Below are 14478 nucleotides of genomic sequence, written 5' to 3'. Positions count from 1 at the left end.
GTAAATTTACACTTGTATGGCAAAGAGAATTGAAATCAATAAAAAAATACCCGGCCCAGCCAGCGGAGGAAATAAATTTCAACGCTTGACTAAAAAGAGCCCTAAGAAGCGCTCTTTATTTAAAATATTTGGGCTGTTTTTTCTCTATCTCTGGGGCTTTAGCCTATTTTCGGTAGTATTTTTAAAATTCTTTCCGGTCTATTTTACGCCTACTATGGCCTCCCGAAAAATCAAAGCTATGATGGAGGGAAAGCCGTCTAAAATTTACAGTCAGTGGACGTCTTACCAAGATTTAGATAAAAATGCTGCTATCGCCGTGGTAGCCTCGGAAGATCAAGTATTCCCTGACCATAATGGATTTGATTTTGATGCCATGTTAGGTGCCGTAAAGCACAACATGAAAGGAAAAAAAATTAGAGGAGCCAGTACCATTTCCCAACAAGTAGCAAAAAATGTTTTTCTGTGGCAAGGTAGAAGCTATTTCAGAAAGGGCCTAGAAGTATATTTCACTTTCTTGATAGAATTAATTTGGGGGAAAGAGCGTATCCTAGAAGTTTACTTAAATGTGGCAGAAACGGGACCTATGACTTTTGGTGTAGAAGCGGCTTGCAGACGCTTCTATGGACATAGTGGTTCGGAAATTAGTACTTCCGAAGCCGCCAGAATTGCGGCCGTATTACCAAGCCCAAACCGATTCTCTATTGAAAATCCATCTGCTTACGTGCGTAAACGCACATCAGCCATTCAACGCCAAATGAAAGGATTAGGGGGTAAAAACTATTTGAAAAATTTACAATAACTCGACAGCCGGGTCCCAGAAGTGGGAGGAGAAGTGTTGAATCTGATCGTCTTTAATCGTGAGGCATTCCGCTTCTAGTAATTCCTGCATCCGATTTCCACCAAAAAAATTCTTTCCGGTCAAAACTCCGTTGCGATTCACCACGCGATGGGCAGGTATAGAGGCTTGACCGTGCGAGGCATTCATCGCCCAACCCACTAATCGCGCCCCCCCTTTAGAACCTAAATAACCAGCAATAGCACCATAGGATGTTACTCTTCCCTCCGGAATCAATGCAACAACCTGGTAAATAGCCTCAAAATCTGCCATTATTCTTCTTTGCGCTCCTCGATTTCTTGGCACAATTCCGCATACCATTTCTCTCCAAATTTACGAATCAAGGGCTCTTTCAAAAACACATATATAGGTACGCCTAAAGATGCTCCATTCGAACAAGCATCGGAACAAATCGACCAACGATCATAATTCAGTGCAGTATAATCAGCTAATTTAGCTAACCGAATGGGGTACAAATGACAAGAAATCGGTTTTCTAAAATCAGTTTTACCGGCAAAATAAGCTTGCTCAATGCCACATTTTAAATAACCCTTGTCATCATATAGGGCGTATGCACATTCTCTGCCTTTGATCACTGGCGTAGAAAAATCGCCATCATCATCCTTTACCCAAGCACCCGTTTTGGCTAATTCTTGCAAACCTAGTTCCGATAAAAAGGGTTTGATATCGTCCTGAATACGCTCTAAAATCTCTAACTCGTCTTCCTCTAGTGGTGCACCTAAATCTCCCTCTACGCAGCATGCACCTTTGCATTTGGCCAAATCACACACGAAAAATTCGTCTGCTACATCGGAAGAGATTACTGTATCGTCAATTAAAATCATCTGCTTATTTTTGAACCACAAAGGTACAGATTATAGTTAATATAGGTAATTTTACAAGATGAAATCCCTTTGGATACTTTTATTCTGTTTACCGGTTTTTGCCAAAACCTCTTTCCCCGACTCACTACTTATCGGGAACGTGAAAGTATTCATCCATCCTTCCGCTAAATCCATCTTAGAATCGGAGCAAAAGCGATTAGGCAGTAGCAAAAGATTTGTTGAGGGAATGAAAGAAAAAATGCGATTCTATTTCCCCGTGATGGAGCCCCTATTACAAAAAGCGGGCATCCCTAATGAATTCAAATACCTTTCCGTTCAGGAAAGTGGATTAAATCCCATTGCCGTTTCCTCTTCACAGGCCGTCGGATATTGGCAATTTAAGATTGGAACGGCAACGGATATGGGAATGAAAGTGAATGAGCAGGTAGACGAACGCAAGCACATTATCGAAGCCACTAAAGGCGCTGCGATCTATTTCACCCGCAATAACCGCGTCTTAAACAACTGGGTGGGCACGCTTCTCTCCTACCGTGTGGGTTTAGGAACAGCAAAGAAAACACCTTATGTGATGGATTGGGTGGGAAAATCAGACATTCAAGTCGATTCGACAACGGATTGGTATGTGCTTCGGTTTTTAGCCTACCAAAAGTTTTGGGCAGATGAATTCAAGAAAGATGATTCCTTAGGCATTAAACCCGCGAATCAATCCAAACTAGTGTTGTATGAGAACACACGCGGTAAAAACCTATATGAAATCGCAGATGAATTGAATGTCAGTTATGATGATCTAAAGAAGCATAATCCTTGGATTTTGAACGATTTTGTACCTAACGACAAGAATTATATCGTATATCACCCCTCCAATGTCCCGTTTTTTGATAATTCAAAGCGTATTCCAACAATCGAAGAGCCCACAGATTTTCTATTACCTCCTAAAAAGAAATTAGATAACCCGCAACAAGAATAATCCGTCGCGAATAGGTAACAATAAAGGCTCAACACGTGAATCATTGGCCACTTTTGAATTGAAATCACGCAAAGCTTGTGTTGATTTATCTCGAGCCGATTCCTCAATGATTTTACCACTCCACAGTACATTATCCACAAGAATAAGGCCTCCTGGACGCATTTTGGCGATCACTAAGTCAAAATACAAGGCATAATTACGCTTATCTGCATCTATAAAGACCAAATCAATCGGTCCATCAATAGCGGGAATTTCGACAGCTGCATCGGCTATTCGGTAATCAATTTGCTCTTTAAATGCAGAGCGGTTAAAGAACGAACGAGTGAACGTTTCTAACTCCTCATTAACATCGATGGTGATTAATTGTCCACCTGATTTTAATCCTTCAGCAAGACAAAGGGCAGAATAACCCGTGTATGTACCTATTTCTAGGATAAGTGTAGGCTGGTAAACTTTAGCAATGAAAGATAAAAAACGTCCTTGCAAGTGGCCTGAAAGCATACGCGGTTGCAATACCATCGCGTGCGTTTCTCGAACCAATTCCTTTAACAAGTCATTTTCTGGCTCAGAATGCAGGCGCGCATATTCCTCAATCCTTTCGTCAATGAATTCCATTACTTAATTCCAGTATAGAAGAAATCCAACGAATTATCAGGATCTTGGCTTAAGAAATAATCGTCCACTTGAATGGATGAAACAAGTGAATTATTCGACTTAGACATCGATAAACGGCTCATTCTGTTCGCGATATCATAAGGCACCTGTAACCAGGTTCTAGGTAATTTATATTGTAGGTTAAAAATATCAAATCGAGTAATTTTCTTCACTGCTACCTTATTTTCCTCGTAATAATCCATCACTTTTTGATTCCCGTGCACACCCTCCGTCACTACCACTGAAAAATGTTTCTTCATCAAGTCACGCAATTCCGGTGCTAAATACTCGCGTACATGCCACGGATTACGAGTTAATGAGAATTTCTTATTCACCGTCGTCAAATACAATTTACCCCCTGGTTTTAATACACGCGCCGCTTCCGCTAAAAAGAAATCATCGTTTTCGATGTGTTCAATCACTTGAAAGGTTACGACATAATCAAAATGATTCGATGGCAGATCCTGTAATGGAGGTAAAAACATATCGATGAACTTGAACTTAGGATAAGTCTTAGATAAACTCTCCATCAATTCCGTATTCTTATCTACTCCAGTGTAATCACTTACCGCCTCTGCTAATACACCTACACCGCGGCCAGTACCACATCCAATCTCCAATACATTGCCAGAAAGCAATTTGCTGACGTGGATATAGGGATACAACAAGCGTTGGTGAACGGGATTATCTGATGGGATATCAGACGACGCAATTTCGGTAGTTTTATACATTCTATTATGATTAAGACACAAAGGTAAGGAATTATCTAGCTGAAATGTTAAAAAAAATGACGACCTTCGTGCAAAATTTCAAGCAACAACGTGTCAGAAGAAAACGCATCAAGACCCCCATTTAAGAGACCATTTAGACATTTTACAGCTCCTGTAACAGACAATAAAGAGTTTGTGTTTGGGGTACAATCTGTTTTAGAAACCCTTCGTTCTGGGAAAGAAATTGATCGTTTATTAGTCCAAAGAGAACTAGGAAACACTGAAATCCTTGATTTAGCCAAGGAAAAAGGTATTCAAGTACAAAAGGTTCCTTTAGAAAAATTGAACCGCATTACGCGAAAAAATCACCAAGGAGCCATCGCTTTCGTTTCTGCTATTCACTATGCTAAATTAGAGAATGTCATTGCAGACACCTTTGAGAAAGGCGAAATACCGTTTATACTGATTTTGGACCGCGTTACAGATGTGAGAAACTTCGGTGCGATCGCACGTACAGCAGAATGTGCGGGTGTTCACGCGATCGTTTTACCCTCTCGTGGAGCTGCTCAAATCAACGCAGATGCGATGAAAACTTCCTCTGGTGCTTTAAACTTCATTCCGGTATGTAGAGAAGATAGTTTAATCCAAACGATTGACTTTTTGCAAAATTCAGGATTGCGCGTGGTCGCTTGTACAGAAAAAGCCAAAAGCACGATTTACGAAGTAGACTACAAAGATCCGATTGCCATCATTATGGGATCAGAAGAAGATGGAATCACAGACGAAATCATCCGCAAGTCAGATGAGATCGCTAAAATCCCACAAACGGGTCAAGTAGGATCACTTAACGTATCGGTTGCTGCGGGAGTCATCATTTTTGAGACTGTTCGCCAACGTTCTATTTAATTTTTTCGAAGAATTTGAAAAGCTGACGCTTGCGCTGTCGGCAAAATAGTTACGTCCGCAATATTGACGTGCGAGGGAGCTAAGACGATATAGCGAATTAATTCCGCCACGTCTTCTGCCACTAAAGGTTCGAAACCAGCATAAACTGCTTCCGCCTTAGCTTGATCCCCCTTAAAGCGTACTTCAGAGAACTCCGTATTCACTGCACCTGGAGCCACATTAGAAACCTTAATCCCGAACGGGTTTAAATCCTGGCGCATGCCAGCAGACAAGGCCTCAACGGCCGCTTTGGATGCACAATACACATTACCATTAGGATAAGTTTGCTTTCCTGCAATCGAAGACAAATTAATGATGTGGCCTATTTTTCGCGCCACCATACCTTTAATCACCTCTTTCGAGACATATAATAAGCCTGTCACATTGGAGGCCATCATCGCATCCCAATCAGCTACATTCCCCTCCTGAATGGCAGACATTCCGTGTGCATTACCCGCATTATTTACCAAGACATCAATATTTTTCCACTCAACAGAAAGCGATTCAAAAGCATCAATAACGGCTTGCTGATCACTGACATCAAATGTCAATAGCGTTGAATTAACAGATAAACTAGCCTGCAGCTCCTCCAAGCGCTCTTTTCTTCTCCCGCAAAGGATTAATTGGAAACCCTCTTTGGCTAAGGCATGAGCTGTGGCGCGACCGATGCCAGAACTAGCTCCTGTGATGCAGGCAATTTTATTCATAGGATTAAATTTTATGCTAAGGTAAGCGCAAAGAGGTGTTCTAAAAAATTTGAGCGTAATTTGTATCAAAATTGACTAACCTATGAATTTTTTAATCGTTGGATTGGGCAACATAGGCCCACAATATTTATTTACTCGCCATAATATTGGATTTATGGCAATAGATTTTTTGGCCAAACAACAAAACATAAACTTCAAAACCGATCGACTAGCCTCCGTCGCGTCCTATAAAGTAAATGGTCACACCATCTATTTAATCAAACCCACCACGTTTATGAACCTGAGTGGCAAAGCCGTCAACTATTGGCTTTCCTATTATAAGATTGAAAAGGAAAGCATGCTCGTCCTAGTGGATGACCTAGCACTTCCATTTGAAACACTTCGTCTAAAACCCAAAGGTTCATCTGGTGGACATAATGGCCTTAAAAGTATAGAAAGCGTTCTAGCAGGTACAGAATACCCTCGTTTGCGCATGGGAATCGGCTCTGATTTTGCCAAAGGAAGACAGGCTGACTTTGTATTAAGTAACTTCTCTGAGGCGGAATTAGAAACAATTCCGTTCATTTTGGACAAAACCTCGGAGATAATAGAATCATTCTGCGTTGACGGGCTGACGAAAACAATGAACAAATACAACCAATGATTGTACTTTTTAAAGAATCTTTGAATTTTTCCGCAATTTTCAATTAAGAATGTTTCAAACGATTTAAAATAATTAGCCAAATATTATTCTGCGAAATTTCAATTGTAATACAATATATTCTGATTTATGATTCAAAATCGCAATTTTATAAAAAATTAAACTGAAAATAGACTAAAATAAAGTTTTGACATATTAAAAAAATGCAATAATTTTGCATCGTTGATTTAGATAATAAATATAACAAAAATATGAAAAAGACATTATTATTAGCTAGCTGTTTAATTGGATTAAACCTAGTTGCGGTTGCAGGAGAAGAAGCGCGTTCATTTAATCGTTCAAACGATTTATTAGTAAAAACAGAAACATTATCAGAAGTGATCACCTCGTTGATACGTAAAGATGCTCAAGTAAAGAGCGCAAGCGCGGCGAGTTTGACAATATCGATTTTACAAGATTTCCAAAATAACAAAACTGAGTATCTAAAAGTATCTGATGCAGAAAAAGTGGTTTTCAACCAAACCATCAAAACTATTTCTGAACAAGGACAAAATTTTTCAGACACAAAGACGTTAAACTGGATCAAAGAAATTAATCAAGAGGCGAAAAAGATCAACCTAGCTTGGTCATTTGTAAGTACTGAGCCTATTATCGACTATAATTTCGATAACAGCTCAGAACAGCAAGAGCACTTGATTGTTGTGTTATAGTAGATTGTTAGTAGTTTTCATAGTTAAATAGGTTTAGAGGTAATTGAAAAAGGTGAAGTTTTTAACTTCACCTTTTTTTTTATTTTTTTTGCACTAAACTTATAAAATATCCACTAAAGCATTATATTTGTATAAATTTTCATAGTTAAATAGGTTTAGAGGTTAAACAAATAAGGCCAGAAGTTTCTTCTGACCTTATTTTTATTTTATACCCTACCGTAAAGAATGCCCTAGTTAACGGTTCCTCCATTCCAAATCTGCTTATTAGGCTGCACAAGCGCTAGACTCCCGTCAGCATCTTCTGCCATCAAGATCATTCCCTCGCTTTCAATTCCCATCATCTTACGTGGCGCTAAGTTCGCTAAAAATGTCACTTGCTTACCCACTAGTTCCTCTGGAGCAAAATGTTCCGCAATGCCGGACAAAATGGTACGTGTCACAAAACCATCGTTCACCTGAAGTTTCAACAATTTCTTACTCTTCTCCATCTTCTCCGCCGCGATGATCTCTCCGATGCGGATGTCCATTTTGGCAAAATCACCAAAGGCTACCGTCTCTTTCAAAGCCGGCACCGTTTTAGTGGCTATTTCCATCTGCGCTTTTGTTTGAGCTAATTTATCTACTTGCTTTTGAACCACATCATCTTCAATTTTCTCGAATAACAAGCCTGGATTTTGCAAGGCTGTTCCTGCTGAAATTACCTCAAAATCACCTATACTAGACCATTCAAAACTTTCCATTCCAAGTGCAGAACGTAATTTTTGTGCACTAAATGGAATAAATGGTTCTAATGCAATGCTTGCCTGAGCGACTAATTGGACCGCATAATTCAATACTGTTCCAGCTTTCGCCGTATCCTCTTTCATGATCTTCCAAGGCTCTGCTTCCGCTAAATATTTATTACCTAAACGGGCAATCTCCATCGCTAACACCAAGGCATCGCGAAATTTATAATTTTCTAATGCGGCAGCCAATTTAGCTGGTATTTCAGTCACTGCTGCCATCAAATCTGCTTCCAATCCAGTGCCATCCCCTTTAGGAGGCACTACAGATCCAAAGTTTTTATCAATTAACACAAAAGCACGGTTCACGAAATTACCTAAAATAGCCACCAATTCGGAGTTATTTTTGGTCTGAAAATCAGCCCAAGTAAAATCTGCATCTTTTGTTTCTGGACTAGAAGCTGTCAAGGCATACCGCAAAACGTCCTGCTTACCCGGAAAGTCTACTAAATATTCATGCAACCAAACCGCCCAATTACGCGACGTGGAGATCTTATCACCCTCTAAGTTCATGAACTCATTCGCTGGCACCTGATCAGCTAATTGGTAACCTCCGTGCGCCAAACACATAGCAGGAAATATCAAACAATGGAAGACAATATTGTCTTTCCCAATAAAATGCACAATCCGACTATCTTTTGCTTTCCAATAAGTCTCCCATTCCGGCGTTAATTGCTTCGTCATGGAAATATAACCGATAGGAGCATCAAACCACACATAAAGCACTTTGCCCGCCGTATCAGGCAAAGGAATAGGCACACCCCAATTCAAATCACGCGTCATCGCTCGTGGTTTCAAGCCTTCTTGCAACCAAGACTTCACTTGACCGGTTACATTCGACTTCCATTCTGGATGCGAGTTGATGTATTTTTCTAATTCAGACTGCCATTGATCTAAGGGCAAGAACCAATTTTTGGTTGGCTTCAATACGGGCTTAGATCCACTCAAAGCCGATTTCGGGTTTAATAATTCCGTAGGAGAAAGCGTCGTACCACACTTTTCACACTGATCACCATAGGCGCCAGGTTGTTTACAAGAGGGACAATCACCCGTGATATAACGATCCGCCAAGAATTGCTTCGCCTCTTCATCGTAGAATTGCTCTGTTACCTCTTCAATAAATTTCCCCTCTTGGTATAATTTCAAAAAGAATTCTTGGGAAACTTCATGGTGGACAGGATCAGATGTACGACCGTATATATCAAAGGAAATACCAAATTGCTCAAATGAATCCTTTATCTCCTTGTAATAATAATCCACTACTTGCTGAGGAGTTTTACCCTCTTTCGCAGCCTTAATCGTAATAGGCACTCCGTGCTCATCTGTTCCAGACACGAAAATCACATCCTTTTTCTGCAAGCGTAAATACCGAACATATATATCTGCTGGCAAATAACAACCGGCTAAGTGACCAATATGAATAGGGCCATTCGCATAAATCAACGCGGCAGTAACGGTAGTCCGTGAAAAGTCTGACATAAAAGTAGGTAAAATGAAAGCACAAAAATAGGCAAAAACATTCATTGAAATAATCGATTTACCTATTGCGCATCAAAAAAAAATAACTATCTTTGCACACAATTTAAAAAAACAGACAAAAGAAAATGTTAATTATTTCGATAAAAGAGAACGAATCAATTGATAAGGCTTTAAAGCGCTTCAAGAAGAAATTTGAAAAAACAGGTGTAGTAAAAGAACTACGTAGAAGATCTGCTTTTGAAAAACCTTCTGTAGGTCGTCGTAAAGAAATGATTCGTGCTGCTTACAAGCAAATCACTTACGGAAATATTAATAACTAATTTCCTATACATTCTTTAAAGGAATTGACTAATTTCGATGATGAATCCTGAATTAGTCAATTTTTTTTTGGACCACCTGTCCATCGAAAGGCGCCTCAGTTCGCACACGATTACCTCCTACTCTACTGACTTAGAACAGTTTACCGCTTTCATCGCTCCCATGGAGCTATCTCAAGTTCAAGCGTTAACTATTCGTAAATGGCTCATCAGTTTGTCCGATGATTCCATCCAAAACCGGAGCATCAACCGCAAATTAGCTACACTCCGCACTTTCTATAAGTATCTTTTACGAACGGGGAAAATGAAAGAGAACCCGATGACTTCCATCAGGATGGTTAAAACTACTAAGAAGATACCCCAATTTGTCCGGGAATCAGAGATGGAAAAGCTGGTAGATAACCGGAAAATCGCAACGAATTTCAGTGAAGCCAGAGACGAACTCATCTTGTTTTTATTATATGGAACAGGGATTCGTTTGGCGGAATTGATTTCTTTGCAAAATTCTCAGGTCAACCTAGCCGCTAAAACAATCCGAGTAATCGGAAAGAGAAATAAGGAACGGGTGATTCCTATACCAGGACTACTCATCGATTTAATTGCAGCGTATCGCAGCTTCTGCACTGTGGAACACACCCATTTATTACTCACGGATAAAGGAGAACCCTTATACCCCATGTTTGTACAACGCTTGGTCAAGAGAAATTTAGGGGAATACAGCCAACTAGAGAAGCTCTCACCACACGTATTACGCCATACGTACGCTACGCATTTATTGAATAAAGGGGCTGATTTAAATGCCATTAAGGAATTATTGGGCCACGCAAACTTAGCTGCAACACAGGTGTACACTCACAATTCCATGGAGAAAATGAAAGCAATCTACCTCCAAGCACATCCAAAAGCTTAATCAGCTAATACGATTGGGCCTTTTTGGTTGATTTGAGAGACATACTGTTCCGAACCGATACCTAAAGATGCAAATTCTGCGGCCATGGCCTGGGCTACCTTTTGGGCTGTTTCCTCCCCTTTAGATAAAGCGAAAAGAGAGGGACCAGATCCTGAAATAGAACATCCTAAAGCTCCATTTGCAATCGCTGCCGCTTTTACTTCCGCAAAACCAGGAATCAATATTGCACGAGATGGCTCAATAATTACATCGACAAGTGAGCGACCAATTAGTTCATAGTCAGGTAAAAGCAATCCTGCAACTAATCCGGCTACATTACCCATTTGCGTGATAGTAGTGGACAATGATATTTCCTTATCTAATATTCCACGCGCATCTTTCGTATTCACCTCTATTTGAGGGTGAACAATACTCGCGTATAAATCCGCTGGCACGGGAACTTGGATGATGTCTAGCGGGTCATAGGAACGAATAATAACAAAGCCACCTAAAAGAGAGGGACCCACGTTGTCTGCGTGCGCGGAGCCGCAGGCGACGCGCTCACCTTCCATCGCGAATGGTAAGAGGTCTTTTTGGGATAAAGGGCGGCCCAGCAATTCATTTGCTGCAAAAACGCCTGCCACTGCTGAAGCTGCCGAAGAACCTAATCCAGAACCCAAAGGCATATCCTTATGCAAAGACAATTCAAAACCTTGGTCTTCCCGACCTATATAGGCGAGAAATTTTTGAATGGCAATTCCGGCTGTATTTTTCTCTACAGCCTTAGGCAAACGGCCATCGTCGCCTGTAATTTCTTTAATAATGATACCAGGAGTAGATTTCTTTTCCAAAACCACTTCATCCCCAGGATGATTCACGGCAAATCCAAAGATATCAAATCCGCAGGCCACATTGGCGACAGTCGCCGGAGCATAAACACGTATCTTTTCCATATTATGCGAGATGACTACCAATAGATACAATATCTGCAAAAACACCGGATGCAGTCACTTCAGCACCTGCCCCTGGCCCTTTAATGACTAAAGGGCGGTCGTGGTAACGCTTGGTTGTAAAAGCAATCACATTATCCGCTCCATCCATTTGATAGAACGGATGAGCGGGTCCAACAGAGCGCAATCCGATGGTGATTTTTTGGTCCTCTAAACAAGCGATATAACGCAAAACTTCACCTTTCGCTGCCGAATCATTGACTAATTTTTCGAAGAAATCATTCGCTTTATCAATCTCCTCGAAAAATGCGTCCACCGTAGGAGCTGCCTCACAAGCGGTAGGAATAATCTTTTCAATCGTTATATCAGAGAATTCTAATTTCAAACCAATCTCCCGGCTCAAAATCAAGATTTTACGCGCCACATCCATTCCACTCAAATCTTCCCTCGGGTCTGGCTCCGTATATCCTTTTTGCTTTGCAGCTCTCAAAACCTCTCCAAATGACTTGCCCGGCTTAAATTGATTAAACAAGAACGATAAGGTTCCGGAAAGAATCCCCTCAATTTTCTCGAAGCGATCCCCTGAAGCAATCAAACCTTGCAAAGTATTAATCACAGGCAAACCAGCCCCCACATTCGTCTCATACAAGAACTTAACACCTTTTGCTAGAGCCGTTTGATGTAATTGTGCATACAAATCATACGGGCCTGAATTCGCGACTTTATTAGGTGTTACGACTGAAATATTAGACTGGAACAAACCTAAATAGTTCGTATATATTTCCTTATTCGCTGTACAATCTGCAAAGATTGAATTGGGTAAGTTTAAGGCTTTGATTTTAGTAATAAATCCAGCTAAATCGGTTGTATCCCCATCCAAATCAAGTAAGCGTAAAGCCTGATCTAATTCAATGCCCTCCTCTTTAATTAATTGTTTTCGGCTATTGGCGATTCCGGTTAATCGGATTTTGATGCCTTTGTATTTAGCCAAATAATGCTCCTGACCAATAATTTGCTCTAATAATGTCTTACCGATTAAACCCGCACCCACTAAATAAAGATGCAATGTTTTAATCTGAGAAAAGAAGAATGTCTCGTGAATAACATTCAAGGCCTTAGAAAGGTCCTTTTTTTCAATGACCACCGATATATTCAACTCCGATGACCCCTGGGCTGTCGCGACAATATTAATCCCATTTTTCCCTAAAGAAGAGAATAATTTTCCACTTACACCAGTATGCTTTCGCATCCCCTCACCCACTACAGCAATAACAGACAGTTCTTTTTGAATATCAATTCCCTCAATATCCCCCGCAACCATCTCTGCGGCAAACTCTTTTTCTAACACTTTCCGAACTTTGTCAGAAACTGACGGATCGATCGCAAAACAGATACTGTGTTCAGAAGACGCTTGAGAAATCAAGACTACTGATATTTTTTCGCGGGCTAAAACTGTAAATAATTTGGCAGAAACACCCGCCACACCAATCATACCTGACCCCTGCAAATTAACTAGTGCCAGCTGATCTATCGATGAAATTCCTGTAATGATATAAGGACTTCCCGTCAGTTCCTTGCTAACCACAGTCCCAGCAAAGCTAGGGTTAAACGTATTCAGCACCCGAATCGGGATGTTTTTAGCAAAAGCAGGTTGCAAGGAGGGCGGATAAATCACTTTGGCACCAAAATGAGTCAATTCCATCGCTTCTGCATAGGAAATCGAGGGAATCGTAAAGGCTGACTTCACTTTTCGTGGATCAGCCGTCATCATCCCATCCACATCCGTCCAAATCTCAATCTCTTTAACCCCTAAAGCAGCTCCTATCACGGAGGCTGTGTAATCAGATCCTCCCCGACCTAGAGTCGTCGTCTCACCTTTCGCATTAGAGGCAATAAAACCAGTCACTAGACCAATTTTACCCTTATTTGTCTCAAAATAGGCAGTAATCAACGGATTCGTCACCTCAAAATCTACTTCAGAATGGCTGAATGTACTATTTGTTTTGATAATCTCTCGCGCATCCACGTAGAAAACCGGAAGTCCTTTTTGTTGTAAGATGGCAAAGATTAAATAAGTGGACAATCGCTCTCCAAAACTAACTAACGCATCAGAGGTCTTAGGCGAAATCTCCTTAATCAAGTTAATCCCTTTCAACACATCGCGCAATTCATTCACTAACGTACGCACATGAGCAATTACCTGACTTTGTCCGGTCACTGGAATAAAGTGCTTAATTACCTCAAAATGGCGTGTTTCAATTGTCTCAATCAGTGTATTTACCGTGCTTTTCGGCTGAGCTGCAAGGGTGCCCGCTTCCAACAAATGATTGGTTACACCGCTCATCGCAGAAAAGACAACAGCAAAATCTGAGGAAGATTTTCCGTTTGACTCGATAATCGCCAAAACGGATTGAATGCTTTCGATGCTACCACAACTGGTCCCACCAAATTTTAGGATTTTTTCCATTAATTAAGAAAACAAAATGATTCTCAACTCTACAAACAGCTGAGATATAGTACAAATATACGATTTTAGGCCGTATTTTGCCCAAGAATTCGGTGTCCTTTTCGTTTTCTTTTAGTCAAATTCCGATAATTATCACTTAAAACGGAAATATTCCCATCTACTTCAAAGATAGCCAAGTTCACATCACTTATTTCTTCTACTCCGTGCTCCCTTACCACTGCTTTTAATTGCTCTAATGAAATGGATGCTTCTTTCAACGCATTCGGACGTACTTTCCCATTATAAATCAACATAACTGGCTCCCCATCTATCACTTTACTCATTGATTCGCTCCCCAAAGAAATACGCTTAAAAACGTAATTCATGGCAAATAACGCCAACGCTGCCACTAAACCGCCGGATAAACTTGTATCTTCCCCTACCATCGCTGTCTGCACGGAATTCGAAATTAATAAGATGAAAACCACATCCACCACCGATAATTGCGCAAACTCTTTCTTCCCAAAAACACGAATAGCCGCTACGATGAACACGTAAACGGCTATTGATTTGAGGGCGATGATTACATAGCCTTCCATATT

At 40.6% G+C, this 14478-nt stretch carries 16 protein-coding genes; 7 read left to right on the top strand and 9 right to left on the bottom strand.

The window, feature by feature from the left end; genetic code table 11:
- Window positions 1-16: 16 nt before the first annotated feature.
- Window positions 17-799 carry a monofunctional biosynthetic peptidoglycan transglycosylase gene (gene mtgA / locus SKC37_RS02570; protein ID WP_377979965.1) on the top strand — a complete coding sequence of 261 codons (783 nt, stop codon included), beginning with the start codon at window positions 17-19 and terminating at the stop codon, window positions 797-799.
- Here mtgA and SKC37_RS02565 read toward each other — a convergent pair.
- Both SKC37_RS02565 and SKC37_RS02560 read right to left on the bottom strand, forming a co-directional pair.
- Window positions 791-1108, bottom strand: coding sequence for an MGMT family protein (locus SKC37_RS02565; protein ID WP_377979964.1), 318 nt, complete (start codon window positions 1106-1108; stop codon window positions 791-793). The genes mtgA and SKC37_RS02565 overlap by 9 nt on opposite strands.
- Window positions 1108-1680, bottom strand: coding sequence for a DUF3109 family protein (locus SKC37_RS02560; protein ID WP_377979963.1), 573 nt, complete (start codon window positions 1678-1680; stop codon window positions 1108-1110). The genes SKC37_RS02565 and SKC37_RS02560 overlap by 1 nt, the downstream gene beginning before the upstream one ends.
- 58 nt (window positions 1681-1738) lie before the next feature.
- Here SKC37_RS02560 and SKC37_RS02555 point away from each other — a divergent pair, with 58 nt between their 5' ends.
- The gene (locus SKC37_RS02555) at window positions 1739-2647 is read left to right on the top strand and encodes a lytic transglycosylase domain-containing protein (RefSeq protein ID WP_377979962.1); all 909 of its coding nucleotides are present in this window, start codon (window positions 1739-1741) and stop codon (window positions 2645-2647) included.
- Here SKC37_RS02555 and SKC37_RS02550 read toward each other — a convergent pair.
- Both SKC37_RS02550 and SKC37_RS02545 read right to left on the bottom strand, forming a co-directional pair.
- Complete coding sequence (locus SKC37_RS02550) at window positions 2624-3262, bottom strand: O-methyltransferase (protein WP_377979961.1); 639 nt, start codon at window positions 3260-3262, stop codon at window positions 2624-2626. The two genes, SKC37_RS02555 and SKC37_RS02550, sit on opposite strands and share 24 nt — an antisense overlap.
- The gene (locus SKC37_RS02545; RefSeq protein WP_377979960.1) at window positions 3262-4032 is read right to left on the bottom strand and encodes a class I SAM-dependent methyltransferase; all 771 of its coding nucleotides are present in this window, start codon (window positions 4030-4032) and stop codon (window positions 3262-3264) included. The genes SKC37_RS02550 and SKC37_RS02545 overlap by 1 nt, the downstream gene beginning before the upstream one ends.
- Before the next feature lie 90 nt (window positions 4033-4122).
- On the opposite strand from SKC37_RS02545, the gene rlmB reads away from it, so the two are divergent.
- Complete coding sequence (gene rlmB, locus SKC37_RS02540) at window positions 4123-4917, top strand: 23S rRNA (guanosine(2251)-2'-O)-methyltransferase RlmB (protein WP_377979959.1); 795 nt, start codon at window positions 4123-4125, stop codon at window positions 4915-4917.
- Here rlmB and SKC37_RS02535 read toward each other — a convergent pair.
- Window positions 4914-5663 (bottom strand): SDR family NAD(P)-dependent oxidoreductase, encoded by a 750-nt coding sequence (locus SKC37_RS02535; protein ID WP_377979958.1) that lies wholly within the window; start codon window positions 5661-5663, stop codon window positions 4914-4916. The genes rlmB and SKC37_RS02535 overlap by 4 nt on opposite strands.
- A gap of 82 nt (window positions 5664-5745) precedes the next feature.
- On the opposite strand from SKC37_RS02535, the gene pth reads away from it, so the two are divergent.
- Window positions 5746-6306, top strand: a complete 561-nt coding sequence (gene pth, locus SKC37_RS02530; protein WP_377979957.1) for an aminoacyl-tRNA hydrolase — start codon at window positions 5746-5748, stop codon at window positions 6304-6306.
- A 248-nt stretch (window positions 6307-6554) separates the two neighbouring features.
- Window positions 6555-7013 carry a hypothetical protein gene (locus SKC37_RS02525; protein WP_377979956.1) on the top strand — a complete coding sequence of 153 codons (459 nt, stop codon included), beginning with the start codon at window positions 6555-6557 and terminating at the stop codon, window positions 7011-7013.
- A 230-nt stretch (window positions 7014-7243) separates the two neighbouring features.
- Here the strand turns inward: SKC37_RS02525 and metG are convergent, their stop codons facing one another.
- The gene (gene metG, locus SKC37_RS02520) at window positions 7244-9274 is read right to left on the bottom strand and encodes a methionine--tRNA ligase (protein ID WP_377979955.1); all 2031 of its coding nucleotides are present in this window, start codon (window positions 9272-9274) and stop codon (window positions 7244-7246) included.
- A gap of 125 nt (window positions 9275-9399) precedes the next feature.
- On the opposite strand from metG, the gene rpsU reads away from it, so the two are divergent.
- Together rpsU and SKC37_RS02510 are read left to right on the top strand one after the other, a co-directional pair.
- Window positions 9400-9594: a 30S ribosomal protein S21 gene (rpsU, locus tag SKC37_RS02515; RefSeq protein WP_130896373.1), complete on the top strand. Its 195-nt coding sequence runs from the start codon at window positions 9400-9402 to the stop codon at window positions 9592-9594.
- Window positions 9595-9631: 37 nt separating this feature from the next.
- Window positions 9632-10501 (top strand): tyrosine-type recombinase/integrase, encoded by an 870-nt coding sequence (locus SKC37_RS02510; protein ID WP_377979954.1) that lies wholly within the window; start codon window positions 9632-9634, stop codon window positions 10499-10501.
- Here the strand turns inward: SKC37_RS02510 and SKC37_RS02505 are convergent.
- The 3 genes from SKC37_RS02505 to SKC37_RS02495 all read right to left on the bottom strand — a co-directional run bounded on the left by SKC37_RS02505 (window position 10498) and on the right by SKC37_RS02495 (window position 14475).
- Window positions 10498-11433, bottom strand: coding sequence for a homoserine kinase (locus tag SKC37_RS02505; RefSeq protein WP_377979953.1), 936 nt, complete (start codon window positions 11431-11433; stop codon window positions 10498-10500). The genes SKC37_RS02510 and SKC37_RS02505 overlap by 4 nt on opposite strands.
- 1 nt (window position 11434) lies before the next feature.
- Window positions 11435-13897: a bifunctional aspartate kinase/homoserine dehydrogenase I gene (gene thrA, locus SKC37_RS02500; RefSeq protein WP_377979952.1), complete on the bottom strand. Its 2463-nt coding sequence runs from the start codon at window positions 13895-13897 to the stop codon at window positions 11435-11437.
- 65 nt (window positions 13898-13962) lie between these two features.
- Window positions 13963-14475 carry a DUF421 domain-containing protein gene (locus tag SKC37_RS02495; RefSeq protein ID WP_377979951.1) on the bottom strand — a complete coding sequence of 171 codons (513 nt, stop codon included), beginning with the start codon at window positions 14473-14475 and terminating at the stop codon, window positions 13963-13965.
- Window positions 14476-14478 lie beyond the last annotated feature (3 nt).

Origin of the sequence: Aquirufa esocilacus (assembly GCF_042715595.1) — a bacterium.
GTDB classification, from domain to species: domain Bacteria; phylum Bacteroidota; class Bacteroidia; order Cytophagales; family Spirosomataceae; genus Aquirufa; species Aquirufa esocilacus.
Note: the sequence above shows the minus strand (reverse complement) of the source record. Positions and strands in the feature narration are given on the sequence as shown.